Source organism: Dinoroseobacter sp. S375 (genome assembly GCF_049800775.1).
In the GTDB taxonomy this organism is placed as follows: domain Bacteria; phylum Pseudomonadota; class Alphaproteobacteria; order Rhodobacterales; family Rhodobacteraceae; genus Dinoroseobacter.
Genome location: NZ_JBNAFR010000007.1, coordinates 222,355 through 247,053, shown reverse-complemented (window position 1 = coordinate 247,053; position 24,699 = coordinate 222,355). Strand labels below are relative to the sequence as shown.

Genomic DNA, 24,699 nt, shown 5'->3' with positions numbered 1-24,699 from the left:
AAGGCCGGAGGATTATCTCCGGCCTTTGTGTTTGGTTTGGGCCCGGGTTTGTCCGGGTTGTGTCCGGGTCTGTCTTGGGGCGGGGTTTGGGCCGCTGTTCCGGGTCGTCGTCGTCCTCAGCCGAGTTTTTCGGTGAGTTCGGGGACGGCGGCGAAGAGGTCGGCGACCAGGCCGTAATCGGCGACCTGAAAGATCGGGGCCTCCTCGTCCTTGTTGATCGCCACGATCACCTTGCTGTCCTTCATCCCGGCCAGGTGCTGGATCGCGCCCGAGATGCCCACGGCCACGTAGAGATCCGGCGCCACCACCTTGCCGGTCTGCCCGACCTGCCAGTCATTCGGCGCGTAGCCGCTATCGACCGCGGCGCGCGAGGCGCCCACGGCGGCCCCCAGCGTGTCGGCGAGCTTCTCGATCATGGCGAAGTCCTCTTCGGAGCCCACGCCGCGCCCGCCAGAGACCACCACGCCCGCGGAGGTCAGCTCGGGCCGGTCGCTCTCGGCGACCTTGTCCTCGACCCAGGCGCTCAGGCCTGGATTGTCGCCCGCCGCGATCTCTTCGACCGGCGCGCTGCCGCCGGTCTCGGCCGCATCGAAGGTCGAGGTCCGGAAGGTGATCACCTTGGTCGCATCCGCCGATCTCACGGTCTGGATCGCGTTGCCCGCATAGATCGGCCGGTCGAACGTGTCCGCATCCACCACGGCCACCACATCCGACAGCACCATCACATCCAGAAGGGCGGCCACCCGGGGCATGATGTTCTTGGCATCGGTCGTCGCCGGCGCCACCACATGGGAATAGCCCTCGGCCAGGGACGCGATCAGCGCCGCCACCGGCTCGGCCAGGCGATGCCCGTAAAGCGCATCCTCGGCCACCAGCACCTTGGCCACGCCCGAGATCGTCGCCGCCTCGGCCGCCGCCGCCTTGGCCGACGCGCCCACGCAGAGCAGCGTCACCTCACCCAGAGCCGCGCTCGCGCTGACGGCCTTGGCGGTGGCATCCATCGCCAGCGCCCCATCGGTTACTTCTGCCAGACACAAAACAGCCATCAGACAGCTCCTGCTTCCTTGAGTTTCGACACCAGCTCATCCACCGAGCCGACCTTGATCCCGGCGGCGCGCTCGGCCGGCTCGGAGGTCTTGACCACGCTCAGGCGCGGGGCCACATCGACGCCGTAATCGGCCGGCGTCTTCTCATCCAGAGGCTTCTTCTTGGCCTTCATGATATTGGGCAGCGAGGCGTAGCGCGGCTCGTTGAGGCGCAGATCCACGCTGACAATCGCCGGCAGCGAGACCTTGATCGTCTGCAAGCCGCCATCGACCTCGCGGGTCACGCTGGCGCTGTCGCCCTCGACGCTGAGCTCGGAGGCAAAGGTCGCCTGGGACCAGCCCAGAAGCGCGCTGAGCATCTGGCCCGTGGCGTTCATGTCATTGTCGATCGCCTGCTTGCCGCAGAGCACGAGCCCCGGCTCTTCGTCCTTGACCACCGCCGCGAGCAGCTTGGCCACGGCCAGAGGCTCGATATCGGTGTGCACATCCTCGGCCGCATTGATCAGGATCGCCCGATCCGCACCCATGGCCAGCGCCGTGCGCAGGGTCTCCTGGGACTGCTTGACGCCGATCGACACCGCCACAACTTCCGTGGCCGTCCCCGCCTCCTTCAGACGGATCGCCTCTTCCACGGCAATCTCGTCAAACGGGTTCATCGACATCTTCACATTCGCAAGATCAACACCGCTCCCATCCGCCTTAACACGGACCTTCACGTTATAATCAATAACGCGCTTCACAGGCACCAATACCTTCATAAGACCATGTCTCCTTCATGCAGTTCGCGTTTGGTGATGTCAGGGTGTCGCCCGGCGCGCACCGCGTCGGTGCTGGGTAGTGCCACGTGGGGCGGCCCGGCCTTTCGCGCAGACCAGAGCGAAGACGGTGCAGGAGAAGCCGCTTCGCGCAACGCGTATGTCATCGTCTCAGCTCCTTTCCTCGTTCTGGACCCGCGCGGTCATGTGAATGCCTTATGCGCGGATCTGGCATATCCTGAAATGAAATTACAGATCAAAATTTCATGCAGGTCGCCTGTTCGCGACGATTTTTCATGATTTGAGATGAGGAAACCGACGCGCATTCGGGCATGTGCTCAGATCCGCGTCGCTCTCGGAACCGTGCGCGGCGAAGAGAGACTCACCGGCCTGCACCGTCGGGACCGGCGACCCGGGCGCTTGCGCCACCGGAAAGGATCAGGCGACGGCCTTCGGGCCTGTTATATGCGGGAAGTCAGACCGGTCGCAGTCTCAGCCAAGGCTGTGCGCGCTGCCGCCATGGGTGTCACGCCTGCGAAGGGGGCCTAGGGCGATCCGTCCTGTCGGCACAAGACCTGCAGCATGGCAGCGCACTCCTCTGCGATCTCTCGCTGACTGGCACGTTCTGAGATCAGGACAGAGACGCTGCGCCGCGCCGGGAGATCCTGCAGAGGGCGGAAGCTCAGACGCCCCGGCAGGTTGGCGACCACCGCCCGCGGCAGGATCGTGAACCGCGCCCCCTGTTGCAGGATCCCGATCAGGGACAGCGTGTTATGGGCATGAAGGGCCGTGGCCGCGATGGCCGCCTGCAGCCCGTCATGGTCCAACGCGCGGCACAGGGTGTTGCCGACGATGTCAAAGCCAGCCGTATCGGCAAAGCACAGATCCCCGTCCCGGTCCGCCAGCGGGTGATCCCGCGCGCAGGTGAGCCCGAACGCATCCTCGAAAAGCGGCGCAGAGACCACACCCCGCAAGGCATGCTCTCCGGAAACGATGCCCAGATCCGCCTCCCCGCGCCCGAGCGCATTCAGGACCGCCTCGGTTTCGCCATCGCGGATATCGATCTGCAAGCCGGGGTATCGCGCAAGCAGATCCTCTGCCACGTGGGGCACAAGGCTGCCCGCCGCCGACGGCACGGAGATGATCCGCAACAGCCCCCGGGGCGCGCGGGCCGTGGCCTCTATATCGCGGATGGCGGTGTCAAAACTCTCGACCTGTTGCTGGGCCAGGGCGAGGATCTGCACGCCGACCGGGGTCAGATGGTTCTTGCGTTCGCCTTGAAAAAGCTTCTGTCCCAGCGCGTCTTCCAGCTGCTTGAGGGTCATGGAGATCGCTGACTGGGTGCGTCCGAGACGCGTCGCGGCATCCGCCAGATTGCCGGACCGCGCCACGACACTGAAACAACGGAGCATCTCGATCTTGATCATGATTTCAGCAATCCTGAAATTTACTTCATTTGTTCGAGTTTGACTGATCCCTCCCCGCCCGTCCACAGTTGCGCCATTCCAGAACAGGACATGGCCCGTGACCGAGACAAAGCTGAACTACATCGCAGGTCACTGGGTGGCGGGTGACACCAACATCGAGAACCGGAACCCGTCGGATCTGAGCGATCTGATCGGTCATTTTGCCCAGGCCAGTGCGGCACAGCTCGACGAGGCCATCGCCCGGGCGCAGGAGGCGCAGCGGATCTGGGCGGGTTACGGGTTGGAGCGGCGGCAATCGGTGCTGCAGGCCATCGGGACCGAGCTCATGGCCCGGGCCGAAGAGCTGGGCAGACTGCTCAGCCGCGAAGAGGGCAAGCCCCTCGCCGAGGGCAAGGGCGAGGTGTTCCGCGCCGGTCAGTTCTTCACCTATTACGCTGCCGAGTGCCTGCGTCAGTTGGGGGAGACGGCGGATTCCGTCCGCGACGGGATCGAGATCGATGTGCGCCGCGAGCCGGTGGGGGTTGTGGGCATCATCTCGCCATGGAACTTTCCCACCGCGACCGCCGCGTGGAAGATCGCGCCCGCGCTCTGCTATGGCAATGCGGTGCTGTGGAAACCGGCCAACCTGACCCCGGCCTCGGCGGTGGCCCTGACTGAGATCATCGCGCGACAGGACATCCCCGAGGGGCTCTTTTCGCTGGTGATGGGCTCCGGGCGCACCATTGGGCAGCGTCTGGTGGAAAGCCCCGGGATCAACGCGGTGTCCTTCACCGGCTCGGTCCCCGTGGGACGCGGAATCGCCGCGGCGGCGGTGCAGAACTTCACCAAGATCCAGCTCGAGATGGGGTCGAAAAACGCGCTTGCGGTGATGGAGGATGCGGATCTCGACCTCGCTGTCACGGTGGCTCTGGGGGGCGCGTTTGGCGGGACGGGGCAGAAATGCACTGCCTCCTCCCGGCTGATCGTGCATCACGCGATCCATGACGCCTTTGTCGAGCGGCTGGTTGCCGGGGCGCAGGCCTTGCAGGTCGGGCATGCCCTCGACCCGGCCACGCAGATCGGGCCGGTCGTCAGCCAGACGCAGCTGGACGAAAACCTCGACTATGTGGCCCTTGGCCGGTCCGAGGGGGCCGAGCTTGCCTGTGGCGGGACCCGACTTGATCGCCCGACCGAAGGCTATTTCATGGCACCGGGTGTCTTCCTGAACACCACCAACACCATGCGCATCAACCGCGAAGAGATGTTCGCCCCGCTCACCGCGATCCTCAAGGTGGGCAGCTATGACGAGGCGCTCGCCACCGTCAACGACACGGTCTTTGGGCTGACCTCGGGCATCGTCACCCGTGATCTCGCCCGCGCCACCCATTTCCGCCGCAATGCCCGCACCGGGGTCGTGACGGTCAACCTGCCCACGGCCGGAACCGACTACCACGTGCCCTTTGGCGGCCGGGGTCAAAGCTCTTACGGCCCGCGGGAGCAGGGCAAGGCCGCTGCCGAGTTCTATACCACCGTGAAAACCGCCTATATCGCCGCCGGGGTCCCGGCCTGATGCGGATCGACGCCCTGCAATATGCGCGTTGGTCCGAGACGATCTTTCGCCAGATGCGCGCCGGACAGGTGGATGCGGTGCATGTCACCATCGCCTATCACGAAAGCTTTCGCGAAACGGTTCTGAACTTCGAGCAGTGGAACCGCTGGTTCGAGCAGTTCCCGGATCTGATCCTCAAGGGCGAGACTGCTGCTGATATCGACCGCGCCCGGGCCAGTGACCGGACCGCCATCTTCTTCGGGTTTCAGAACCCCAGCCCCATGGAGGATGACATCGGCCTAGTCGAAATCCTGCATACGCTGGGCGCGCGGTTCATGCAGCTCACCTATAACAACCAGTCCCTGCTCGCGACCGGCTGCTACGAGGCCGAGGACCCCGGCCTCACCCGCATGGGCAAGCAGGTCATCCGCGAGATGAACCGGGTCGGGCTCGTGGTCGATATGAGCCATTCGGCAGACCGCTCCACCATCGAGGCGGCCGAGTTGTCCGACCGCCCCATCGCGATCACCCATGCCAACCCGTTCGACTGGGCCCCGGCCCGGCGCAACAAACGCCCCGAGGTGATCCGCGCCGTGGTCGAAAACGGCGGGATGATGGGCTTCTCGCTCTATCCGCACCACCTGAGGGGAAAATCTGACTGCAAATTGCAGGATTTCTGTGAGATGGTCGCCCGTATGGCAGAGCAATTCGGCATCGCACATTTCGGGATCGGCTCGGACCTGTGTCAGGACCAGCCCGACAGCGTGGTTGAATGGATGCGCACCGGACGCTGGACCAAGGAGATCGACTATGGCGAAGGATCCGCAGCCGCGCCCGGCTTTCCGGACATGCCAGGCTGGTTTCAGGACAATCGCGATTTCGGCCGGATCGAGAGCGGCTTGCGGGAAGTCGGCATGACCCCTGACGAGGTGGCCGCGATCATGGGCGGCAACTGGTACCGGTTCTTTGCCGAGAATTTCGGGCCCCGGCCATGAGCGCCCCGCGGGATATCGCGCGTCGGTCGCCAGAGACGGTCATGCGGCTGAAACGCCTCGGCGCGTTCCACCAGAGCCGTCTGAGCTTCATGCGGGTGCTGACCCGGCGGATGGCACGCGAGGGCTGGCGTTTCTCGCGCCCGGTTTTCGATATCGACACGTCCGGGGTCGGCCATGCCGTCTATACGGCCACCGGGCCGGAACGCGCCTATTCCCTCATCGCCTTCGCCCATGACCTGCCCGCCGAGAAACGCTCGGACCGGGTGATCGCCGAAGCCTGGGACGCGACCTTCACCCTGTTCGACGGTGTCCCGGAGCCAGAGGATATCGCCCGGCTCGCAAAACAGGTTCCCCTGCAGGAAGCGGGCCGGATCGGCGAGACCGAGCTCTCGCTGTCGCGGGCGAACCGCTCCGTCCGGCTCTGGACCCATGTGGTCGACGCGCTCGCCGCCGGGCGGCAGCCCGACCCGGCCCAGATCGACGCGGTGGGCTATCTGATGCGCACCACGGCGGTGTATGGCTCGGGCAAGTTCGGCGCCGCAGATCGCGAAACCGTGGCGGATCGTCCCGAGCTGGAACTGCCCTTTCAGGCCGAGATGCTCTCGGTCTACCTGATCCGCACCTTTGTGCGCGATCTGGTGGAGCATATGGCGCAGGCCGCCGGGGGCGACAAAGCCGCCCGGCTCGACCCGGCGATCGCGCGGCAGCTGGGCATCGGCAACTCCACCGGCCTCGGCATGGCGCCCTTCCTCGTCAATCACCCGATCCTGTTCAACAACTGGGTCATGGCCCGGGAAGAGGCGATTGCCCGGGTCCGCGCCGTGCCGCGCGCCAGTGCTGCCGAGATCGCACTCTTTCGCGACCTGCTCGCGCGCAGCGCGCATTCGGTGACCCTGTGGAAGACCGCGCACCCGCTTCAGGCGCGCAAACTGGAAACCCTCCGCGCGGATCTGGCGGCACTCTGCGCGCTCGCGGCCACGGATGTTCTGGAGGCCGGAAATCCTTGGGACTGGCTCTGCACATGGTCGGAAACCGGGCTCAGCGAAGAGGGTCAGGAACTGCTCGCCTCACTCATCCTCGAACCCTATCCCGACCTCGTGGACGGGCTCGCCCATTGCATGTCCGACACCAACACGGATGCGTTCCGGATCGATGGCGCCATGCCGGTCTCGGATGTCCGGTGCCTGTTGCAGCGGGCCTTTGGCTGGGCCTCAGGTCTCGACTGGGACAAGCCCGAGACCTGCGCCCGGGCTTGGTATGTCTCCGAGGAGAAGCTCGAACCCCGCATGGGCGAACGGTTCGACGAGCCCATCGCGGCCTATGAACAGCCCCTCGCCCCGGCCCGCGACGCCACAGCCGCCGCGCGAGATCTTGAGACATGGGCAGCCGACAGTCCCATCGCCGCCTTCCTGCTGCAACATCCCGAGCATCGCCACACCATCCGCCGGGCCCAGATGAGCCGTTTTGCCCCCTATGGCGAGATCCGCGACAATACGATCAGCGATCAGGTCCTGCCGATCGACATGCTGCGCGCCAAACTCTCGTTCTTCGGCGCCACCCGCTTCGATCCGCGCTCGGATCGCTGGGTGCGGATCTGCATGTATGCGGGCGCGCCCTATCCCGAAGAGCTTGGCCCAGACACCGCGGACCACTGGGTCTATCCGCAGGTCCCGGAGTGAGCTTTTCCCTGAACGAGGTGGAGGCGACCGCGAAGAAGGCAACGCGGGGCGCGGGCTACCCCTGGGGAATCGCCGAGGATGCGGGCAAGGCCACGCGCTGGCTTTGCGCCCGGGGGCAGGATGGCTGTGCCCTGCTGGCCGAGGTTCTGCACAGGTTCGATGGCGCGCCGATGGCGGCGATCACGCCGGATCTGCGTGGCGGCGCATGGGCTGCGCCGGGCGGGACGCTGTGCCCCCTGATGACCGGTACGGCACTCGCCGATCATGCGTTGGTCGCGCGCCCCGCGGACCTTCGAATGGGTCCCATGGCCGTGCCCCGGATGCTTTTGCCTTTCGCTGCTCTGGTCGCCACACAATATGACGCGCCCGTCACGCTGACATGGCTCGGCGGGGCTGCGGTCACCGAAGGATCCTCTCTCGACCTGACGGAAGAGGGGCAGATCGCGACCGCCCCCTGGCTCCGGCTGGCGCGTGGCGGCGTGGCGGCGACGCCGCGTGCGGCGCTGAGCCGTGCAACACCGGATCCCGCCGCCTGGGACAGCCTCAACGCTTTTGCGCATCGCACCTACGCCCCCGCCACCGAAGAAAGCCGCCGCAAGGGCGCGGGCGCCGGAACACCAGACAGGGACTGACAGATGACCACCGAAACACTGACGCTTGCGCAGATCGAGGCGCTCGCCTTCGACGCCCTTGTGGCTGCGGGCACTTCCGAGACCAATGCGCGACCGCTGGCCATCGCGACCGCGGCGACCGAAGCCGATGGGGTGGCGAGCCACGGGCTGGCCTATATCCCGATCTATTGCGAGCATGTGCTCTGCGGCAAGGTCGATGGACAGGCCGCGCCGCAGCTCTCTACGCCCAGGCCCAGCGTGGTCCGAGTCGACGCGGCCACCGGCTTTGCCCATGGGGCGATCGATATCGGGTTCGAGACGCTCATCCCGCTGGCCCGCGCACAAGGGGTGGCGGTGCTGACCCTCCATAACAGCTATAATTGCGGGGTCCTTGGCTATCACACCGGGCGTCTGGCGCAGGCCGGTCTGCTCGGCCTTGGCTTCACCAATGCGCCCGCATCGATTGCCCCCTCGGGCGGGGCGACACCCGTGGTCGGCACCAACCCGTTTTCCATCGCCGTGCCCGGGGACGCGGGCGGCCCGGTCCTGCTGATCGACCAAAGCGCCAGCACCATCGCCAAGAGCGAGGTAATGAAGCACGCCCGCGAGGAGCGGCCGATCCCGCTCGGCTGGGCGCTCGACCCCGAGGGCAATCCCACCACGGACCCCGCGATTGGCCTCAAGGGCTCCATGGCGCCATCGGGCGGCTACAAGGGCGTGGGCGTCGCCATGCTGGTGGAGATCCTCGCCGCCGCGCTCTCCGGCGGGCAGCTGGGGATCGATGCCGCGCCCTTCTCCGGCCCGGTGGGAGGGCCGCCGCGCACGGGCCAGTGCTTCATCGCGATTGACCCCGAGGGACCGTCCGGCGGGCTCTTTGACTGGCGGATGGCGGATCTGATTGCGGCGGTCGCCGCTCAGGAGGGCGCGCATCTGCCCGGTGACGGTCGCCGCGCAGCGCGCGCCCGCGCCGCCAAGGAGGGGGTCGTCGTCAGTGCCGCGACGCTCAGCAGGATCCGCGAGATCACGGCGCGCGCAAGCTGAGCCGCGCCGCTCACGCTACCCGGTGGACCGAGGCGGCAAAGCAGCCGGGCTTGGCATAGTGCAGATGCCCATAGGCGATGTCGGGCGTGGCGAATGCGGCGGCGATTGCATCGGCCACGCATTCCCCCGCGACCACATCCGCATGGATCATCATGTCCGCGCGATCAAAGAACCGCAGCGAGATCAAACGACTGCGGATCACGTCCGGCACCTCGCCCACAGCAAGCTCCGCCGTGCGCGCGCCCTGCCGGACAAAGATCGCGTGACTGGCGCGGAACGGCGTGGTCCCGGGCTGATGCATGTGATTGAGCAGGATCCCCGTCTCGCCGATCCTTGCATCCTCTAGGCTGACCCGACAGGGCGTGCCCGGCCTCTCGGTGACCTGTTGGCGGCAGGCGTTGCGGGCCGCCAGCTCCGCATCCGAGAGGGTAAAGAGCGGTTCGAAGGCTTCGGCCTGCAGGGGGGTGATCTGAAAATGCATGGGGTGCGCTCCGGTTGACTGATCGCGGACACTCTAGGCGCGCCGCGCTGCTCCCCACGACCCGGATCCTGCGCTTTCCGCCCTGCTCCGGCATGGCCCTTTGGCGCGGTGTGAAACCGAAGCGGCCTAGTCCTTCGCCCAACAGTGTCGTCCGCTTCCGAAGCGCGTCACGGCTCCCGCAGGCCTAGTCGCCTTGCGCTCTCCTGCGAGGGGCGGCGCTACACCCCGTCCGGCAGTGGCACAAGCGCCCCACGATGGCGCACCACATGGGCAGCAAAGCGACAGCCGAGGGCGATGCCCGCCTCCAGACTGCCACCGGTGGCCAGGCTCGCAAGCACGCCCGCGTTCAGGCTGTCCCCGGCGGCGGTCGTATCCACCGGCTCGGCTATGGCCGCGACCGCAGTCTCGCCGGTCGCAGTCCCGTCCTGCCAAAGGATCGGATCGGCACCGTTCTTGACCACGATCTGACAGGCCCCGGTGGTGAGATAGCGCGCCCGCGTGGCCGCAGGGGAGGCATCGCCAAACCAGCGTGCCTCATCCTCAAAGGACGGGAGCGCGAGATCCGCGAGGCCCGCCGCCTGCATCACCGTCTCGGTCATCTCCTCCGGGCTGTCCCAGAGCGCCGGGCGCAGGTTCGGATCGAAGGCCACACGCGCACCGGCCCGACCTGCGACCGCCACCGCGTCGAGCAGGATCGCGCGATCCTGCGGTGACAGAATGGCGAGGGTGATCCCGCTGAAATAGATCAGGTCGGCCCCGGCCAGCCCGGCGCGCAGGGCGTCGGCATCCTCGGCCAGCCGCCGGGCAGCGGATTGCCCGCGCCAATAGGTGAAACTGCGCTCCCCCTGATCAAGCGACACGAGATAAAGGCCCAGTGTCCCACCCGAGATGGTCCGCAGCAGCCGGTCATCGACCCCGCTCTCGCGGATAAACCGGCGCAGCTCCTGAGACAGCCGATCCTCGCCAATGGCGCTGGCATAGGCCACGTCGAGCGCCTTGCCGCAGCGCGCCAGATACCACGCCGTGTTGAAGCTGTCCCCGGCAAAGCCCTGCCGGTAGGTGGCGGGCGGGCCCGCGGGGGAAAGCTCGGCCATGCACTCTCCGATGGCCACGATCCGCGGACGGCTAGAGGAAGTCATCGCGGCGCGGCGTGAAACCGTCGATCAGGGTGCCCGGCACGAGGCAGATACAGCCATGGGTCTGCCCCGAGGGGACGACGAAACTGTCCCCCGGCCCGACCTCGCGCTCCTCGGTGCCCAGGGTGAAGCGAAAACGCCCACTTTCCACATAGGTGGATTGGACATGGACATGATCATGCAGCGGGCCGATGGCCCCGGATCGCGCAAAGCGAAAGGCCACGACCATCAGGTCGGGATGATCCGACAGGACCTGCCGCGTCACATCCCTGCCCGTCTCGACAATTGGGTAGTCTGCCATGGTCCGGACACTCAGGAGAACAGCATGCCGCCATTGATGTCGATATTCGTGCCGGTCAGGAACGCGCTGTCCTCGCAGGCGAGAAACAGGACGAGATTGGCCGCGTCATCCACATGGCCCTGCCGCTTGAGCGGGGCATTTGCCTCGAACCCGCGCCGTCCGGCATCGGGGGTGTGGATATTGTGGAAATCCGTGTCGATCATGCCGGGGCACAGCGCGTTGACGCGGATCTCCGGGCCCAGCTCCTTGGCGAGGCCCCGGGTCATGGTCATCACCGCTCCCTTGGAGGTGGCATAGGCCACCGCCCCCGGGCCACCCCCGTCGCGCCCGGCTTGCGAGGCGAGGTTCACGATGGCGCCGGTCTTCATATGCGACAGGCAGGCCTTGGTCATCATGAAGGTGCTGGTCAGGTTCAGGGTCATGACCGCGTTCCAGTGGTCCAGCGGCATCTCCGCGATGGTCTTGCGCGCGATCAGCCCACCGGCATTGTTCACAAGGATATCCACCCCGGCAAAGGCATCGACCGTGGCCGCAACCAGCCCGTCCACACCGGCCTGTGTGTTCAGATCGGCCTGCACGGCGATGGCCTGCCCGCCTGCGGCTTCGATCGCGGCGACCACGCTGTCCGCGCCCTTGGAGCTTTCGAAATAGCTGATCGCGACACGCGCGCCCTCGGCAGCCAGCTTCCGGGCCACGGCCGCCCCGATATCACGCCCACCTCCGGTCACGATCGCGGTTTTTCCTTGCAGTTTCATGGGGTCTCTCCTCTCGAGGACGGGCCGGACGGCCGGTATTGACTTAGGGGGATGGGAAGGCGCCGGGCATCACGAGCCGGGGCAGCCACAGGATCAGGTCAGGCACAGCCGCCAGCAGGATCAGGATGCAGAGCATGGGGGCGAGAATGATCGCGACCTCGCGCAGGACCTGCACCACGTTGAGCCCGCCGATGGCTGATGAAATCAGCAGGCAGAGCCCGTAGGGCGGCGTCACCAGCCCGAAGGCCAGCGACACGATCCCGATGATCGCAAAGGCAATCGGGTCCACCCCGCCCGCCTGCGCCACGGGCATCAGGACGGTGCCGAGGATGATGATCGTCGGAATGGCGTCGATGAAGAGCCCGAAGATCAGGAACAAGGCCGCGATCACGAGGGCCGTGCCGAAGGGCCCGAACTCCCATGCCGTGAGGATGCTCACGATCAGGCGCGGCGCATTGTAGAAGGACAGCAGCCAGCCAAAGGCCGTGGCCGTGCCGATGGCAAAGAGCGAGATCGCGGCGAAACGCGCCGTGTCATAGAGGATCTGGCCCAGATCGCGCGGCTTGACGGTGCGATAGACGAACATCCCGAGGATCAGGGCATAGCCCGCCGCGATGATCGCGCTCTCGGTTGGGGTGACGATACCGCCGACAATGCCACCGATCACGAAGACCGGGGTGAGCAGTGCAAGCGCCGCGCCCTTCCAGGCGGCCATGAACTCGGCCCAGTTCGGCGTCGCCGTCACCGGGTAGTTTCGCGCCTTGGCAAAGCCATAGACCGTGGCCATCAGGGCCAGTCCGATCATCAGCCCCGGGATAGCGCCGCCGAGAAACAGCGCACCGACCGAAACCTGCATCACCCCGCCCCAGACGATCATCAGGATCGAGGGCGGAATGATCACGCCCATCACCGAGGAACAGGCGGTGATCGCCACGGCAAAGCGCGTGTCATAGCCCTCGCGCTGCATGGCCGGGATCAGGATCTTGCCGATCCCCGCCGCATCCGCCGTTGATGATCCCGAAATGCCGGCAAAGAGCATCGAGACCGCCACATTCACATGGCCCAGCCCTCCGGGCATCCAACCGGTCAGCACCCGCGCAAGCTCGATCAGGCGGTCCGTGACCTTGCCGGAATTCATCAGGTTCGCCGCCAGCAGGAAGAAGGGCACCGCCAGCAGAATGAAGGAGTTATAGGACTGGAACATCCGGTCCAGCACGATGAAAGGGGTCAGCCGCAGCTCCAGCAGGACCACCGGCACACAGGCCAGCCCCAGCGAAAAGGCCACGGGGATCCGGATCAGGATGAGAAAGGCAAAGCAGCCGACCAGCATCAGCCCGGCGGTGGCGGTGTCGAGGATCATCGGGCTTGCTCCGCCTTGGCGCGGCGATAGGCAGAGACCTCTTCGATCAGTCGCCAGCCGGCAAAGATCGTCCAGATGGTCCCGGCAATCGTCAGAGAGATATGGGTGATCACGAGATTGGCGCGCATCATGACCGAGCGCTGGTTGCTGCCGAACTCGGCATATTCCACGCCGTAGATCGCAAAGAGCAGACCGAAGAACAGGATGGCCACATGCACGACGCCGTTCTGGATCAGTCGCAAGAGCGGGCTCTGGGCGTCGGGGACCACGCGGACGTCAAAATGGGTGCCGTCCCAGACCGCCACCATGGATCCGATCATCACGATCCAGATGAAGATGAAGGTCGCCAGCTCCTCGGTCCACAGAAAGGTCGGGATCAATCCGGTGTAGCGCGAGATCACCTGCATCGCGACCGGGATCGCCAGGAGCGCCATGAGCACGCCGAGCAGGATGCGCAGACCGGTGCAGAACCGGTCCAGAAAACGTCCAATCATGATCTGTCCTAACGCCTAGGCCGCGGGGGCCGATCCACGAAAGCCAGGGACGGCACCCCCGAGGGGGCACCGTCCACCAGTCGGGGGGAGTTACATCCCGCGAATGCGCTCGAGCAGTTCGGTTGCACCGAGCTCGGCGGCATAGGCGTCCTGCACCGGCTGCACCAGTTCGAGCATCTTCTCGCGCCCGAGGAAGTCATGGACCTCGATCTGACCCGCATCGGCCATAGCCTGCAGCTTCTGGCCGTCCTGCCCGCTTTCCAGCGCGCGACCAAAGGCACCCGCCTCGGCCCCGGCTGCCATGATCGCCGCCTGCAGATCCGCCGGCAGCGCGTCATAGGTCTTGGCCGACATCACGATGGGCCGCACGGTGATCGTGTGCTGGGTCAGCGAGATATGCGGGGCTACCTCGTAGAACTTGAGGTTCTGGATCGACGCAGCCTCGTTCTCGAACCCGGCGATCACACCGGTCTGGATCGCGTTATAGACCTCGTTGTAGGCGATGGCCGAAGGTGCCGCGCCCACAGCCGAGAAGGTCTGTGCCTGGATCGGCGCGCCCATCACCCGCATCCGGTGACCGGCGAGCTCTTCCATATTGGTGATCGGCTCGGACGAAGCGAGGTTGCGCACGCCGCCCCCATGATATCCCACGATGACAATGCCCGCCGCTTCGCGCAGATCCGCCTCAAGCGGGGCCAGCGCGTCCGAGGACAGGACCGCGTTCCAATGCTCCAGATCGCGGAACAGGAAAGGCATGTCCATCAGCGGGATCGAATCCGAGAAGACGGCCATGTTGGACGGCGCGAGGATCGTGTAATCCACCGCCACGCCCTGGTTGAGATAGGTGACATAGTCCTTTTCGACCCCGAGCTCGCCATTCAGGCGCAGGTCGAAGGTCACGTCACCCTCGTAGTTTTCCGCCACGAGCCGTTCGAACTCGCGCAGGGTCTGGGTGAAGGCATGTTCCTCGTCGAACATGCTGGCGCCACGCAGGGTGGTATCGGCTTGCGCCGTTGTGATGCCGCCCACGAGGACAGCCGTGGCCGCGAGGGCCGAGAGTGTACGATTGAACATGTGTTCCTCCCAAAGATGTCAGTTGATCCGACAGGTCACAGCCCTCCTCGGCTGCGCGAACTCCTGCCTGATACGCACCTGGAGCCGTTGAGCCCGACAGTACTGGTCCCTAAACAGCACATAAACTGGGATACTAGTCAACATAATATTTTCAGAGACCCCCGAGAGTGTGCGCGTTTTTCGTAAGAAAAATGAGTTTTTCTTGCAGAACTGGTATGCAAGGCTATATGTAAACCAAGAGAAATTCCCCGCGCGGCCCGATCCGAGCCCTTCCCATCGCGGCCCTTGAAAGACGACGAAATGGCACTCACAGACACGGCGGAACGCGCAACCAGCACCGATCAGATCTTCGATGCGCTCTATGATCGGATCGTCAGCCTCGATCTGCTGCCCGGTACGAAACTCTCCGAGAGCGAGGTTGCGAAATCCTTTGGGTTCTCGCGCCAGCCCGTCCGCGAAGCCTTCACCCGGCTGGCCAATCTGAACCTGCTGCTGATCCGTCCGCAGCGGGCGACAATCGTACGTCCCTTCTCGCGCGACCTGATCGCAAATGCCCGGTTCATCCGCGGCGCGATCGAGATCGAGATCATCCGACAGGTCGCCGCAGAGCGGGACAAATCAGTGGATGCCCGGCTCAAGCAGAGCCTCAAGGCGCAGCGCGACGCGGTCGCCGCCGGCGATACCGCCGCTTTTCACAGTCTCGACTACGAGTTCCACCGTTTGCTGTGCCTTGCCGCCAAACGCCCCTCGGCCTTCGAGTTGATCGCCGCGAACAAGGCGCAGGTGGACCGACTTTGCATGCTGTCCCTGACCAGCACTGAGGCCATGGAAGACCTGATCGCCGATCACATCGAACTGGTGGAGGCCCTGATGGCCGGAGACGCCGACACCGCAGAAACCGTTCTGCGCCGCCATCTCAGCCGGCTCGACCCCATCATCGACGCGATCTACACGACCCATAGCGGCTATTTCGAGGAATAGGTCGCGGCCTAAGCGGCCCCTACGGCGCAGCCGGTCGACCACCGCATTCAAAATAGCTTCGAAGAGGGAGGGTGGCGCACCTGAGAGGATTCGAACCTCTGGCCTCTGCCTTCGGAGGGCAGCGCTCTATCCAGCTGAGCTACAGGTGCCTTGCACGACGTCTATAGTTAAACCCCTTGCCTGCCGCAATGGCAATTCGGCGGCAATTCGGGCCTCAGATGCGGGTTCTGCACAGCCCCCCGCACTCCAGGATGCGACTAACCAAAGAGCTCGTGGCAGAGCTCCAGCGCGTCGACCAAAACATCCACCTCGGCCTCGGTATTATAGAGCCCGAAGGACGCGCGGCAGGTCGCCGGAACGCCCATGTGATCCATCAGCGGCTGGGCGCAATGGTGGCCCGCACGCACCGCGACGCCCTTCTTGTCGAGCACGGTCGAGATGTCATGGGCATGGGCGGCCCCGTCCAGCGTGAAGGAGAAAATCGCCGCCTTATCTGCGGTCTGGCCCTGTACGTTGAGCCAGTTGAGCCCATCGAGCCGGGCGCGCGCATAGTCGCGCAGGCGGTCCTCATGGGCGGCGATATTGCTCATGCCCAGATCCATCATGTAATCGAGCGCGACGCCTAAGCCGATGGTCTGCACGATCCCCGGGGTGCCCGCCTCGAACTTCATGGGCGGGTCGTTATAGGTCACTACATCGCGCGAGACTTCGCGGATCATGTCGCCGCCCCCGATGAAGGGCTGCATCTCGGCCATGCGGTTGGACTTGATGAAGATCGCCCCGGAACCCGACGGTCCGTAGAGCTTGTGCCCGGTGATCGCGTAGAAATCACAGCCGATATCATCCACATCCACGGGCATATGCACGGCGGCCTGACTGCCATCGACCAGCACGGCGACGCCCCTGGCATGGGCGGCCTCGGTGATGGCCTTGACGTCGACCTTGCAGCCCAGCACATTCGAAAGCTGGCTGATCGCGACGAGCTTGGTGCGCGGGCCGATTGCGTCGATCACCTTCTGGGTGTCCAGAGCGCCGGTGCTGTCCACATCGACCCATTTCAGAACCGCCCCCTGCCGCTCGCGCAGAAAGTGCCAGGGCACGATATTGGCGTGATGCTCCATGATCGACAGGACGACCTCATCGCCCGACTCGAACCGGGGCATGGCCCAGCCATAGGCGACCAGGTTGATCCCCTCGGTGGTGCCGGAGTTCAGCACGATCTGGGTTTCATCGGCGACATTCAGGAACCGCGCGACCGTGCCGCGCACGCTCTCGTATTTCTCGGTGGCGAGGTTGCTCAGGTAATGCAGGCCCCGATGCACATTCGCATATTCCTCGGCATAGCCCCGGGTGACCGCATCGATCACCACCTGGGGTTTCTGGGCCGAGGCGCCATTGTCGAGATAGACCAGCGGCTTGCCGTTCACCTCACGCGACAGGATGGGAAACTGCGCGCGGATTGCATCGACGTCGTACATTCAAAGGCTCCCGGGGAAGGACAGGCCGAGCATGGCCAGGATGAGGCTCATGGCGAAAAGGATGCCAAAGGCGGAGATGATCACGCCGACCAGCACCAGTCCGAGCGAGGTGAACCCGTGGATCACGGCGATGAAATTGACCAGCAGCCAGAAGAACAAGACGATGCTGACAAGGCCGATCAGCGCTCCGAGCACCGGGAAAAGGATCAATGCGAGGATCTGCACCACTTGCAGGCAGAGCAGGATGAATTGCAGCCAGATCACCAGTGACAAGGTCTCCTCGAAGGAGCCCCGCCCGCCAAGCGCCCGACCGATCACATGCACCGAGGTGATCAGCACGATCAGCAAAGCGAACTGCACGAAGGTTGCGATCATCGGGCTCATCAGGAACGGACCGGTCATCGCCCCGTCCTGCAGGCCACCACCCATGGCGAAAACGCCGAGCTGACCCGTGATCACGGACGCCACCACCACAAGGCCCAGCAGCTGCATCAGCACATTGCGTGCCAGCCCCATGGACAGGATCGTGGAAGCCCCTTCCTGCGGGGATTTGATCGTCTGGACCACGAGGTTCAGGACCGTGTTCGGAGTGAAAGTCATTCTGTGCCTCTGGTGCGCGCCGGACGTCCTTCAGGCGGGCTGATCGGGGTGGCGCTCCGCCTCCCAGATCCCGCTCATCCAGATGTAGAGGAATGCCAGCAGAAGCAACAGACCCGTGACGTTTTGTGCGGGCCCCTGCCCGATGAACCCGGAGACCAGCCCGAGAAGCAGCGCAATGGGCGCAATCGCAAGCAGGCTCCAGAAGAGTGCCAGCCGCGCGCCATAGAAACTGCCCTTGCCGCCCAGAAGGCGCGCCACGATATGCGACAGCGCGCCAATAGCGTAAAAGGCCAGCGGTGCGATGAACATCCAGCCCATCAGCGCGCCACCGAGACGCGCGTCGAGCGGAATGGACGGGTCGAGAAAGGCCTCGCGCGACAGGCGCGGCCATTGCGCCACGAAAAACAACAGGCACGCCACCGTCAGGTAGATCAGCGCGCGCCCCTCGCTTTCGGGACTATCCAGTTGGCGCCGCAGAACCTCCCGCGGCGCCCTGTAGGATCGTAGGATCTCTGTCGAGATGGCCATCAGCGACGACGGGCCAGCCAGTTTTCCAGACGCTCGATGATCGCCCCGGCGAGGTCCTGGTCCTCGATCTCTTCGATGGCCTCCGCCAGGAAGGCGAGCGTCATCAGATCGGTGGCCGGTCCTTCGGGGATCCCGCGCGAGCGCAGGTAAAAGAGCCCCTCCTCGTCGATCGCCCCGGAGGTCGAGCCATGGGAACACGCCACGTCATCGGCGTAGATCTCGAGCTCGGGCTTGGCGAGGAACTGGCTGTCCTCATCCAGCAGCAGCGACTGGCTGATCTGATAGCCGTCGGTCTTCTGCGCGCCTTCCTTGACGAGGATCTTGCCCTGGAACACGCCCGTGGCCCCGTTGCGCAGAACCTTCTTGAAGACCTGGCGGCTTTCGCAGTTCAGCGCGTCATGGGTGACAAACACCGTGTCGTCATGGTGGAAATCGCCATCCCCGACGCAGCAGCCTGCCACATGGGCGACGCCGTCATCCCCGGTCAGCTCGATCACCACCTCGTTGCGGGTCAGAACCCCGTTCGCGGTCATGGTGAAGGATTTGAACACCGATTCCGTGCCCAGACGGGTGAAGATATGGGTCGCGGCCTGCCGCTCGTGATCCCGGCCCTGGGTCCGCACATGGTGGAACGCGCCGCCATCGGCGATCTCGACCTCCATGCATTTGTTGAACCGGGCCGCCGCCGGGCCGTTCTCCAGCACGGTGACCGACGCGCCGCTCTCGACCTTGACCACATGGTGCAGGATCGCGTCCGAGGTCTCGTCGCGGTGCAGATAGATCAGCGAGATCGGCTTGGCGACCACGCCCGTGGCGCGGATCAGGATGCCATCGCTGGCAAAGGCCGTGTTCAGAGCCGCGAGCGGGCGTTCGACCGGATCCTGGCCCCGGGTCTCGAGCACGCCATAGACGTCCTTGGCCCAGTGGATATCCGTGGACTGGGCTTCGGCCAGACGCTCGATCTCGACATGCTCGCCGGACAGGTCATCCGAGGCCGCCGCATCAAAGACGCCGTCCACGAAGACCAGCTTAATGCGGTCCATTTCGTCGAAGATCGGTGTCTCGCCGGGTTCGAACAGGGCCGCATGAGGGGCCTCCGCCGCGGTCAGACCGGTGGGATTGGTGTATTTCCAATACTCATCGCGCCGACCGGGCAGGCCCATCGCCTCGACCCGCGCCAAGGCGGATTTGCGCGCCTCGCTGGCCCAAGCCCCGCCTTCGGGCAGCGTGAGGCCCGCCAGACGGGCCTCCGTCGCGGTTTGCTTTGCTTGCGGCAGTGCCATTACGCCACCTCAGCCAGCAGGTCGGCATAGCCGTTGTTTTCCACCTCGAGCGCGAGCTCGGGCCCGCCGCTCTTGATGATCTTGCCATCGGCCATGATATGCACGACGTCCGGTTTGATGTGGTCCAGCAGGCGTTGGTAGTGCGTGATCACGAGGAAGGAGCGCCCCTCGGAGCGCAGGGCGTTGACGCCCTCGGCCACCAGCTTCATCGCGTCCACATCGAGACCGGAATCCGTCTCGTCGAGGATGCACATCTTGGGCTCGAGCATGGCCATCTGCAGGATCTCGTTGCGCTTCTTCTCACCGCCGGAGAAGCCGACATTCACCGGGCGCTTGAGCATGTCCGCGTCGATCTTGAGGCTCTTGGCCTTTGCGCGCACTTCCTTGAGGAAATCCGCCGCCGACAGCTCGTCCTCGCCGCGCGCCTTGCGCTGTGCGTTCACGGCCGTGCGCAGGAAGGTCATGTTGCCGACGCCCGGGATCTCGACCGGGTACTGGAACGCAAGGAAAAGGCCCGCCGCGGCACGCTCTTCAGGCTCCATCTCGAGCACATCCTCACCGGCGAGCGACGCTTCGCCCTCGGTCACCTCATAGCCGTCACGGCCCGACAGGACATAGGACAGCGTGGATTTGCCCGACCCGTTCGGCCCCATGATCGCATGGACCTTGCCCGGCTCTACCGTCAGGTCGACGCCCTTGAGGATCTGCTTGTCTTCTTCTTCAAGTTTCACGTGCAGGTTTTTGATTTCCAGCATTTTTCTCTATCCCACCTTATCCCAGTGTCACAGCGGTGCCCGATGCTGAGACCATCAGCATGCTGTCACCGACAACTTCGTAATCCAGATCGACACCGACGACGGCATTGCCGCCTGCACGGCGCGCGCGCTCTTTTAGCTCGCGCATCGCCACGTCACGGGCGTCCTGCAATTTGGCCTCATAGGCCCCAGAACGCCCGCCGACGATATCGGTGATGCCGGCAAAGAAATCCCGCACCACATTTGCACCCATGATTGCTTCGCCCACCACGACCCCGTGATACGCCGTTATCCGATGTCCTTCGACCGAGTTCGTGGTGGTCACAATCATGCGGTGCTGTCTTTCCTGTTCGCGTAGTGCATCTCATGGCCGAACCAGACGATGCCGATCAGGCCGCCAGACCAGATGAACTTTTTCAGCGGTCCGAAGTTCTCGGCGGACATGCCGAAGACCTGCGGTGCGAAAAAGCACAAAATGAAAAGCAGGACCAAACCTGCGATATAACCACCCCGATAAAGCCAGCTCATGGGGATACTCCCTCTCGTGTTGATCGGCGCCGTCCCTGATCGCCGGATGTTATGGTGCCGAGGCACCTGTGAACGGCTTCGGTCCGGGGCAGGTCCGAAAGCCAAGTCTTGCGCGCAGGCCTGCGCGCTTATTTCCGCATCTCCAGCACCAGCTTCGACAGGACCGAGGACAGGGCGACTGCGAAGGCCGCTGCCACCGCGGCCACGAGGGGGCCGCCCGCTTGCCAGAAGGGGGCGCTCACAACCATCAGGCCGAAGGTCATCAACGCCGTCATGATCGCCCAGGGCCCGCGCGGGTGCCCGGCGCTCAGAAGCCATTTCCAGTTCATTTCTCATTCCTCCGGCAGACATACTGCCCGACCAGACTGCCCAGAAACCCCGACAGCCCCGCCAGGGCCAGCGCCTGCGCCATGCTCAGCGCATCCGTCACCGCATCCACGGTCAGCGCAAAGAGCGCGCAAAACACCCCCGCCACGGAGGCCGTCAGCAGCATCGGCTTCATAGGTCCGGATCCTCGGATTTTGGCGCCACGGGAAAGACGTATTTCCCCGCCGCCCAACCGATCCCGAGCCCTGCGGCAAGTCCCAGAACCGCGCCCACGGGCCCGTAGCCCTCGGAGCCCAGATAGGACAGGATGAACGCCACCGCGAAGACACCCGGCGCGAACCATTTGGGGCGGGACGACCCGGAACCGGGTCGCTTGTCAGGATGCTCTGTCATCGGATCTGTCCGGTCGTGCGGCAGGGCTTAGCCCACCGACCCTTCGAGCGAGATCGCGACCAGCTGCTGCGCTTCCATGGCGAACTCCATGGGCAGCGCCTGCAGCACGTCCTTGCAGAACCCGTTGACCACGAGGGCGACGGCCTCTTCCTCGTCCATGCCGCGCTGGCGGCAGTAGAAGAGCTGATCATCATCCACTTTCGACGTGGTCGCCTCATGCTCCACCCGGCTCGAGTTGTTCTTCACCTCGATATAGGGGACCGTGTGGGCGCCGCATTTATCGCCGATCAGGAGGCTGTCGCATTGGGTGTAGTTCCGGCCATTCTTGGCCTTCGGGTGCATGGACACCAGCCCGCGATAGGTGTTCTGGGCCTTGCCCGCGCTGATCCCCTTGGAGACGATGCGCGACTTGGTGTTCTTGCCCAGATGGACCATCTTGGTGCCGGTATCGGCCTGCTGCATGTTGTTGGCGATGGCGATCGAATAGAACTCGCCTTGCGTGTCATCGCCGCGCAGGATGCAGGACGGGTATTTCCAGGTCACGGCAGAGCCGGTCTCGACCTGGGTCCACATCACCTTGGAGCGATCCCCACGACAATCGGCGCGCTTGGTCACGAAGTTATAGATGCCGCCCTTGCCGTCTTCGTCGCCCGGATACCAGTTCTGGACCGTCGAATACTTCACCTCGGCATCCTCCAGCAGGACGATCTCGACCACAGCCGCGTGCAGCTGGGCGATGTCGCGCTGGGGCGCGGTGCAGCCCTCGAGATAGGACACATACGAGCCCTTGTCCGCGATGATCAGCGTTCGCTCGAACTGGCCGGTATTTTCCGCGTTGATGCGAAAATAGGTGCTCAGCTCCATCGGGCATTTCACGCCCGGCGGCACGTAGACAAAGGAGCCATCCGAGAACACTGCAGAGTTCAGCGTCGCATAATAGTTGTCCGAGACCGGCACGACCGAGCCCAGGTACTTCTTCACCAGCTCCGGATGCTCTTTGATCGCTTCCGAGATCGAGCAGAAGATCACGCCCGCTTTCTTCAGCTCTTCCTGAAAGGTCGTGCCCACGGACACGCTGTCAAAGACCGCATCCACGGCGACCTTGCGGTCCTCTTCGGGGGCTTCGACGCCAGCCAGCAGCGCCTGCTCCTTGAGCGGAATGCCGAGCTTGTTATAGGTCTCCAGCAGCTTGGGATCGACTTCGTCCAGGGATTTGGGCTTTTCCACCATGCTCTTGGGACGGGCGTAGTAGTACTGGTCCTGGAAGTCGATTTCCGGATAGTCGACCATGGCCCATTTCGGCTCGCTGAGCTCTTTCCAGCGCGCATAGGCGGCCAGACGCCACTCGGTCATCCATTCCGGCTCTTCGTTCTTTTCCGAGATGAGACGCACGATGTCCTCGCTGAGGCCCTTCGGCGCGTACTCCATCTCGATCTCGGTTTCCCAGCCGTATTTGTAGCGTTCGCCGACCGACTGCACTGCCTCGACCGTTTCCCGGTCTACGCCTTCACGGACTTCTACTTCTGTCAGTGCGTTCATCTGGTCATCCTCTTCGGCCCCGTGGGGCGGTTTTCTGTCGAACCGGTCATGCCGCGCGGGCCATATGCCGGTTTCTTGCTTTCAGCCACGCCTCGGAAAAGCGCAGCACATCCTCTTCTGTCGTCTCGAGCCCGATGGACACGCGCAGGGCGCAGGCCGCATCGTTCTCGTCGAACCCCATGGCGCGCAAAACCCGGCTGGGCTTCACCTTGCCGCTGGAGCAGGCCGAACCCGCGCTCACCGCGTAGCCGGCCAAATCCATCTGCATCACCTGGGTTTCGCCTTTCCACCCGGGCGAGACGGCGCAGACGGTGTTGGCGAGTCGCGCAGTCTCTTTCCCGACAAAAATAGTCTCCGATGCGCCAGAGTGAAGACTTGTTTCTAGAATATTTCTAATTTCTGCAACCCGCTCCCAACGCCCTGCCTCCAGATCCCGTTGCGCGGCGGTGGCGGCAGCGGCAAACCCCGAGATTCCCAAGAGATTTTCCGTCCCGGAACGCCAGCCCATCTCTTGGCCCCCGCCCTTGATCTGCGCGGCCAGATCTGTGCCACGGCGCATCACGATTGCGCCGATGCCCTTGGGACCGCCGATCTTGTGGGCCGAGACGAGCCCGACCCGGGCACCTGTCCAGGAAAATGCGACGGGCATTTTGCCGAAGCTCTGGGTCAGATCGACCAGCGCCAGCCCTTCGGGCAGATCCTGCAACACCCCGGTTTCAGAGTTGGCCGATTGCAGCGCCGTATGCCCGGGATCCGCCACATGAACCGCGCCGCACGCATCAACCGGCAGATCGCTCTGGCACCAGGCGGTGATCGCGTCATGCTCCACCGGGGCGCAATGCAGGTCCTGCCCGGCGCAGGCCAGTGCGGCGCCCTCGGTCGCGCCCGACACGAAGACCAGATCGCAATCCTCAGCGCCAAGCGCCGTCAGGATCTCGGCCCGGGCGCGCTCCATCATCCCCTTGGCGGCCCGCCCCTCCGCATGGACCGAAGACGGGTTCCCCACAAGATCCATGGCTGCGCCCATCGCCGCCCGCGCCTCGGGGCGCAGGGGGGCGGTCGCGTTGTGATCAAGGTATACCCGGTCAGCCACGCTGCAGTTCCTTCACGATACGGTCTCGCCGTCATCCACCACGGTGAAGAGCGTCGGCACGGCCGGGCACGGGGTCAGCTGGTTTCCAACCACATCCGACAGCCGCGTCTGATGCAGAAACACATAGACATGGGCACTCAGCCCTTCCCAGAGCCGGTTGGTCATGGATTGCGCGCGCGAGCCCGATTTCGCGCCCGAGGCCCCGGCCCCGGTATGCATCGCGCTCACGGTCTCATCGACTGCCTGCAGCACATCCGCCACCCGGATCGAGTCCGGCGAACGCGCCAGCCGGTAACCACCGCCCGGCCCGCGCACCGAGGTCACGAGCTCGGCCCGGCGCAGCTTGACAAAAAGCTGCTCGAGATAGGTCAGCGAGATGTTCTGCCGCTCCGAGATTTCAGACAGCGTCACCAGCTTGTTGTCCGGCGCTTCGGCCAGATCGGCCATGGCGACCATGGCATAACGGCCCTTGGTGCTCAGTTTCACGGATCTCGCGCCCCCTGATGGCACC

At 64.7% G+C, this 24,699-nt stretch carries 29 protein-coding genes and 1 tRNA gene; 6 read left to right on the top strand and 24 right to left on the bottom strand.

Going from position 1 to position 24,699, the window contains the following annotated elements; all coding sequences use genetic code 11:
- Window positions 1-116: 116 nt before the first annotated feature.
- The 3 genes from ACP150_RS16330 to ACP150_RS16320 all read right to left on the bottom strand — a co-directional run bounded on the left by ACP150_RS16330 (window position 117) and on the right by ACP150_RS16320 (window position 3,228).
- Window positions 117-1,046, bottom strand: a complete 930-nt coding sequence (locus ACP150_RS16330; protein WP_424966972.1) for an electron transfer flavoprotein subunit alpha/FixB family protein — start codon at window positions 1,044-1,046, stop codon at window positions 117-119.
- Window positions 1,046-1,804, bottom strand: coding sequence for an electron transfer flavoprotein subunit beta/FixA family protein (locus ACP150_RS16325; RefSeq protein WP_424966971.1), 759 nt, complete (start codon window positions 1,802-1,804; stop codon window positions 1,046-1,048). The genes ACP150_RS16330 and ACP150_RS16325 overlap by 1 nt, the downstream gene beginning before the upstream one ends.
- A gap of 542 nt (window positions 1,805-2,346) precedes the next feature.
- Window positions 2,347-3,228: a LysR family transcriptional regulator gene (locus ACP150_RS16320; RefSeq protein ID WP_424967727.1), complete on the bottom strand. Its 882-nt coding sequence runs from the start codon at window positions 3,226-3,228 to the stop codon at window positions 2,347-2,349.
- A gap of 97 nt (window positions 3,229-3,325) precedes the next feature.
- Here ACP150_RS16320 and ACP150_RS16315 point away from each other — a divergent pair, with 97 nt between their 5' ends.
- From ACP150_RS16315 to ACP150_RS16295, 5 genes are read left to right on the top strand one after another with little or no spacing between them, the layout of a single operon-like run.
- Entirely contained in the window at window positions 3,326-4,777 is a 1,452-nt protein-coding gene (locus tag ACP150_RS16315; protein ID WP_424967726.1) for an aldehyde dehydrogenase family protein, read from the top strand.
- Complete coding sequence (locus tag ACP150_RS16310; RefSeq protein ID WP_424967725.1) at window positions 4,777-5,751, top strand: membrane dipeptidase; 975 nt, start codon at window positions 4,777-4,779, stop codon at window positions 5,749-5,751. Before ACP150_RS16315 ends, ACP150_RS16310 begins: the two co-directional genes overlap by 1 nt.
- Window positions 5,748-7,430, top strand: a complete 1,683-nt coding sequence (locus tag ACP150_RS16305; RefSeq protein WP_424967724.1) for a hypothetical protein — start codon at window positions 5,748-5,750, stop codon at window positions 7,428-7,430. The genes ACP150_RS16310 and ACP150_RS16305 overlap by 4 nt, the downstream gene beginning before the upstream one ends.
- Window positions 7,427-8,062: a DUF3726 domain-containing protein gene (locus ACP150_RS16300; RefSeq protein WP_424967723.1), complete on the top strand. Its 636-nt coding sequence runs from the start codon at window positions 7,427-7,429 to the stop codon at window positions 8,060-8,062. The genes ACP150_RS16305 and ACP150_RS16300 overlap by 4 nt, the downstream gene beginning before the upstream one ends.
- A gap of 3 nt (window positions 8,063-8,065) precedes the next feature.
- Entirely contained in the window at window positions 8,066-9,082 is a 1,017-nt protein-coding gene (locus ACP150_RS16295) for an Ldh family oxidoreductase (protein WP_424967722.1), read from the top strand.
- Window positions 9,083-9,092: 10 nt separating this feature from the next.
- Here ACP150_RS16295 and ACP150_RS16290 read toward each other — a convergent pair whose 3' ends face one another.
- The 7 genes from ACP150_RS16290 to ACP150_RS16260 all read right to left on the bottom strand — a co-directional run bounded on the left by ACP150_RS16290 (window position 9,093) and on the right by ACP150_RS16260 (window position 14,683).
- Window positions 9,093-9,563, bottom strand: a complete 471-nt coding sequence (locus ACP150_RS16290; protein WP_424967721.1) for a DUF1203 domain-containing protein — start codon at window positions 9,561-9,563, stop codon at window positions 9,093-9,095.
- A gap of 218 nt (window positions 9,564-9,781) precedes the next feature.
- Complete coding sequence (locus tag ACP150_RS16285) at window positions 9,782-10,702, bottom strand: sugar kinase (RefSeq protein WP_424967720.1); 921 nt, start codon at window positions 10,700-10,702, stop codon at window positions 9,782-9,784.
- The gene (locus ACP150_RS16280; protein ID WP_424967719.1) at window positions 10,689-11,000 is read right to left on the bottom strand and encodes a cupin domain-containing protein; all 312 of its coding nucleotides are present in this window, start codon (window positions 10,998-11,000) and stop codon (window positions 10,689-10,691) included. Before ACP150_RS16280 ends, ACP150_RS16285 begins: the two co-directional genes overlap by 14 nt.
- Before the next feature lie 11 nt (window positions 11,001-11,011).
- Window positions 11,012-11,755 (bottom strand): SDR family NAD(P)-dependent oxidoreductase, encoded by a 744-nt coding sequence (locus tag ACP150_RS16275; protein WP_424967718.1) that lies wholly within the window; start codon window positions 11,753-11,755, stop codon window positions 11,012-11,014.
- Window positions 11,756-11,798: 43 nt separating this feature from the next.
- Window positions 11,799-13,115, bottom strand: a complete 1,317-nt coding sequence (locus tag ACP150_RS16270; protein WP_424967717.1) for a TRAP transporter large permease — start codon at window positions 13,113-13,115, stop codon at window positions 11,799-11,801.
- Window positions 13,112-13,609 carry a TRAP transporter small permease gene (locus tag ACP150_RS16265; RefSeq protein ID WP_424967716.1) on the bottom strand — a complete coding sequence of 166 codons (498 nt, stop codon included), beginning with the start codon at window positions 13,607-13,609 and terminating at the stop codon, window positions 13,112-13,114. The genes ACP150_RS16270 and ACP150_RS16265 overlap by 4 nt, the downstream gene beginning before the upstream one ends.
- A gap of 90 nt (window positions 13,610-13,699) precedes the next feature.
- Window positions 13,700-14,683, bottom strand: a complete 984-nt coding sequence (locus tag ACP150_RS16260) for a TRAP transporter substrate-binding protein (RefSeq protein WP_424967715.1) — start codon at window positions 14,681-14,683, stop codon at window positions 13,700-13,702.
- Between the two features lie 300 nt (window positions 14,684-14,983).
- Here ACP150_RS16260 and ACP150_RS16255 point away from each other — a divergent pair, with 300 nt between their 5' ends.
- Window positions 14,984-15,664: a GntR family transcriptional regulator gene (locus ACP150_RS16255; RefSeq protein WP_424967714.1), complete on the top strand. Its 681-nt coding sequence runs from the start codon at window positions 14,984-14,986 to the stop codon at window positions 15,662-15,664.
- A gap of 72 nt (window positions 15,665-15,736) precedes the next feature.
- Here the strand turns inward: ACP150_RS16255 and ACP150_RS16250 are convergent.
- From ACP150_RS16250 to ACP150_RS16185, 14 genes are all read right to left on the bottom strand, one after another.
- A tRNA-Arg gene (locus ACP150_RS16250) sits at window positions 15,737-15,813 on the bottom strand.
- A gap of 108 nt (window positions 15,814-15,921) precedes the next feature.
- Window positions 15,922-17,142: a cysteine desulfurase gene (locus tag ACP150_RS16245; protein ID WP_424967713.1), complete on the bottom strand. Its 1,221-nt coding sequence runs from the start codon at window positions 17,140-17,142 to the stop codon at window positions 15,922-15,924.
- Window positions 17,143-17,742 carry a Yip1 family protein gene (locus tag ACP150_RS16240; protein ID WP_424967712.1) on the bottom strand — a complete coding sequence of 200 codons (600 nt, stop codon included), beginning with the start codon at window positions 17,740-17,742 and terminating at the stop codon, window positions 17,143-17,145.
- Between the two features lie 30 nt (window positions 17,743-17,772).
- The gene (locus tag ACP150_RS16235; RefSeq protein WP_424967711.1) at window positions 17,773-18,270 is read right to left on the bottom strand and encodes a YIP1 family protein; all 498 of its coding nucleotides are present in this window, start codon (window positions 18,268-18,270) and stop codon (window positions 17,773-17,775) included.
- On the bottom strand, window positions 18,270-19,553 hold the full coding sequence (locus ACP150_RS16230) for a SufB/SufD family protein (protein ID WP_424967710.1): 1,284 nt from the start codon (window positions 19,551-19,553) through the stop codon (window positions 18,270-18,272). Before ACP150_RS16230 ends, ACP150_RS16235 begins: the two co-directional genes overlap by 1 nt.
- Window positions 19,553-20,308 carry a Fe-S cluster assembly ATPase SufC gene (gene sufC / locus ACP150_RS16225; RefSeq protein ID WP_424967709.1) on the bottom strand — a complete coding sequence of 252 codons (756 nt, stop codon included), beginning with the start codon at window positions 20,306-20,308 and terminating at the stop codon, window positions 19,553-19,555. Before sufC ends, ACP150_RS16230 begins: the two co-directional genes overlap by 1 nt.
- Window positions 20,309-20,324: 16 nt before the next feature.
- The gene (locus ACP150_RS16220; RefSeq protein WP_424967707.1) at window positions 20,325-20,639 is read right to left on the bottom strand and encodes a heavy metal-binding domain-containing protein; all 315 of its coding nucleotides are present in this window, start codon (window positions 20,637-20,639) and stop codon (window positions 20,325-20,327) included.
- Window positions 20,636-20,836: a hypothetical protein gene (locus ACP150_RS16215; RefSeq protein WP_424967706.1), complete on the bottom strand. Its 201-nt coding sequence runs from the start codon at window positions 20,834-20,836 to the stop codon at window positions 20,636-20,638. Before ACP150_RS16215 ends, ACP150_RS16220 begins: the two co-directional genes overlap by 4 nt.
- Window positions 20,837-20,964: 128 nt before the next feature.
- Window positions 20,965-21,165, bottom strand: coding sequence for a hypothetical protein (locus ACP150_RS16210; protein ID WP_424967705.1), 201 nt, complete (start codon window positions 21,163-21,165; stop codon window positions 20,965-20,967).
- Window positions 21,162-21,338, bottom strand: coding sequence for a hypothetical protein (locus tag ACP150_RS16205; protein WP_424967704.1), 177 nt, complete (start codon window positions 21,336-21,338; stop codon window positions 21,162-21,164). Before ACP150_RS16205 ends, ACP150_RS16210 begins: the two co-directional genes overlap by 4 nt.
- On the bottom strand, window positions 21,335-21,556 hold the full coding sequence (locus ACP150_RS16200) for a hypothetical protein (protein WP_424967703.1): 222 nt from the start codon (window positions 21,554-21,556) through the stop codon (window positions 21,335-21,337). The genes ACP150_RS16205 and ACP150_RS16200 overlap by 4 nt, the downstream gene beginning before the upstream one ends.
- A gap of 27 nt (window positions 21,557-21,583) precedes the next feature.
- Window positions 21,584-23,095, bottom strand: coding sequence for a Fe-S cluster assembly protein SufB (gene sufB, locus ACP150_RS16195; RefSeq protein WP_424967702.1), 1,512 nt, complete (start codon window positions 23,093-23,095; stop codon window positions 21,584-21,586).
- A gap of 46 nt (window positions 23,096-23,141) precedes the next feature.
- On the bottom strand, window positions 23,142-24,188 hold the full coding sequence (locus tag ACP150_RS16190; RefSeq protein WP_424967701.1) for a cysteine desulfurase family protein: 1,047 nt from the start codon (window positions 24,186-24,188) through the stop codon (window positions 23,142-23,144).
- A gap of 12 nt (window positions 24,189-24,200) precedes the next feature.
- Window positions 24,201-24,674: an Rrf2 family transcriptional regulator gene (locus ACP150_RS16185; protein ID WP_424967700.1), complete on the bottom strand. Its 474-nt coding sequence runs from the start codon at window positions 24,672-24,674 to the stop codon at window positions 24,201-24,203.
- Window positions 24,675-24,699: the final 25 nt, after the last annotated feature.

What these genes read in the sequence shown, in the direction of transcription:
- ACP150_RS16330 (WP_424966972.1), bottom strand. Translation starts at nt 1,046, where the DNA reads ATGGCTGTTTTGTGTCTGGCAGAAGTAACCGATGGGGCGCTGGCGATG.
- ACP150_RS16325 (WP_424966971.1), bottom strand. Translation starts at nt 1,804, where the DNA reads ATGAAGGTATTGGTGCCTGTGAAGCGCGTTATTGATTATAACGTGAAG.
- ACP150_RS16320 (WP_424967727.1), bottom strand. Translation starts at nt 3,228, where the DNA reads ATGATCAAGATCGAGATGCTCCGTTGTTTCAGTGTCGTGGCGCGGTCC.
- ACP150_RS16310 (WP_424967725.1), top strand. Translation starts at nt 4,777, where the DNA reads ATGCGGATCGACGCCCTGCAATATGCGCGTTGGTCCGAGACGATCTTT.
- ACP150_RS16305 (WP_424967724.1), top strand. Translation starts at nt 5,748, where the DNA reads ATGAGCGCCCCGCGGGATATCGCGCGTCGGTCGCCAGAGACGGTCATG.
- ACP150_RS16295 (WP_424967722.1), top strand. Translation starts at nt 8,066, where the DNA reads ATGACCACCGAAACACTGACGCTTGCGCAGATCGAGGCGCTCGCCTTC.
- ACP150_RS16290 (WP_424967721.1), bottom strand. Translation starts at nt 9,563, where the DNA reads ATGCATTTTCAGATCACCCCCCTGCAGGCCGAAGCCTTCGAACCGCTC.
- ACP150_RS16285 (WP_424967720.1), bottom strand. Translation starts at nt 10,702, where the DNA reads ATGACTTCCTCTAGCCGTCCGCGGATCGTGGCCATCGGAGAGTGCATG.
- ACP150_RS16280 (WP_424967719.1), bottom strand. Translation starts at nt 11,000, where the DNA reads ATGGCAGACTACCCAATTGTCGAGACGGGCAGGGATGTGACGCGGCAG.
- ACP150_RS16275 (WP_424967718.1), bottom strand. Translation starts at nt 11,755, where the DNA reads ATGAAACTGCAAGGAAAAACCGCGATCGTGACCGGAGGTGGGCGTGAT.
- ACP150_RS16270 (WP_424967717.1), bottom strand. Translation starts at nt 13,115, where the DNA reads ATGATCCTCGACACCGCCACCGCCGGGCTGATGCTGGTCGGCTGCTTT.
- ACP150_RS16265 (WP_424967716.1), bottom strand. Translation starts at nt 13,609, where the DNA reads ATGATTGGACGTTTTCTGGACCGGTTCTGCACCGGTCTGCGCATCCTG.
- ACP150_RS16260 (WP_424967715.1), bottom strand. Translation starts at nt 14,683, where the DNA reads ATGTTCAATCGTACACTCTCGGCCCTCGCGGCCACGGCTGTCCTCGTG.
- ACP150_RS16255 (WP_424967714.1), top strand. Translation starts at nt 14,984, where the DNA reads ATGGCACTCACAGACACGGCGGAACGCGCAACCAGCACCGATCAGATC.
- ACP150_RS16245 (WP_424967713.1), bottom strand. Translation starts at nt 17,142, where the DNA reads ATGTACGACGTCGATGCAATCCGCGCGCAGTTTCCCATCCTGTCGCGT.
- ACP150_RS16240 (WP_424967712.1), bottom strand. Translation starts at nt 17,742, where the DNA reads ATGACTTTCACTCCGAACACGGTCCTGAACCTCGTGGTCCAGACGATC.
- ACP150_RS16235 (WP_424967711.1), bottom strand. Translation starts at nt 18,270, where the DNA reads ATGGCCATCTCGACAGAGATCCTACGATCCTACAGGGCGCCGCGGGAG.
- ACP150_RS16230 (WP_424967710.1), bottom strand. Translation starts at nt 19,553, where the DNA reads ATGGCACTGCCGCAAGCAAAGCAAACCGCGACGGAGGCCCGTCTGGCG.
- sufC (WP_424967709.1), bottom strand. Translation starts at nt 20,308, where the DNA reads ATGCTGGAAATCAAAAACCTGCACGTGAAACTTGAAGAAGAAGACAAG.
- ACP150_RS16220 (WP_424967707.1), bottom strand. Translation starts at nt 20,639, where the DNA reads ATGATTGTGACCACCACGAACTCGGTCGAAGGACATCGGATAACGGCG.
- ACP150_RS16215 (WP_424967706.1), bottom strand. Translation starts at nt 20,836, where the DNA reads ATGAGCTGGCTTTATCGGGGTGGTTATATCGCAGGTTTGGTCCTGCTT.
- ACP150_RS16210 (WP_424967705.1), bottom strand. Translation starts at nt 21,165, where the DNA reads ATGAACTGGAAATGGCTTCTGAGCGCCGGGCACCCGCGCGGGCCCTGG.
- ACP150_RS16205 (WP_424967704.1), bottom strand. Translation starts at nt 21,338, where the DNA reads ATGAAGCCGATGCTGCTGACGGCCTCCGTGGCGGGGGTGTTTTGCGCG.
- ACP150_RS16200 (WP_424967703.1), bottom strand. Translation starts at nt 21,556, where the DNA reads ATGACAGAGCATCCTGACAAGCGACCCGGTTCCGGGTCGTCCCGCCCC.
- sufB (WP_424967702.1), bottom strand. Translation starts at nt 23,095, where the DNA reads ATGAACGCACTGACAGAAGTAGAAGTCCGTGAAGGCGTAGACCGGGAA.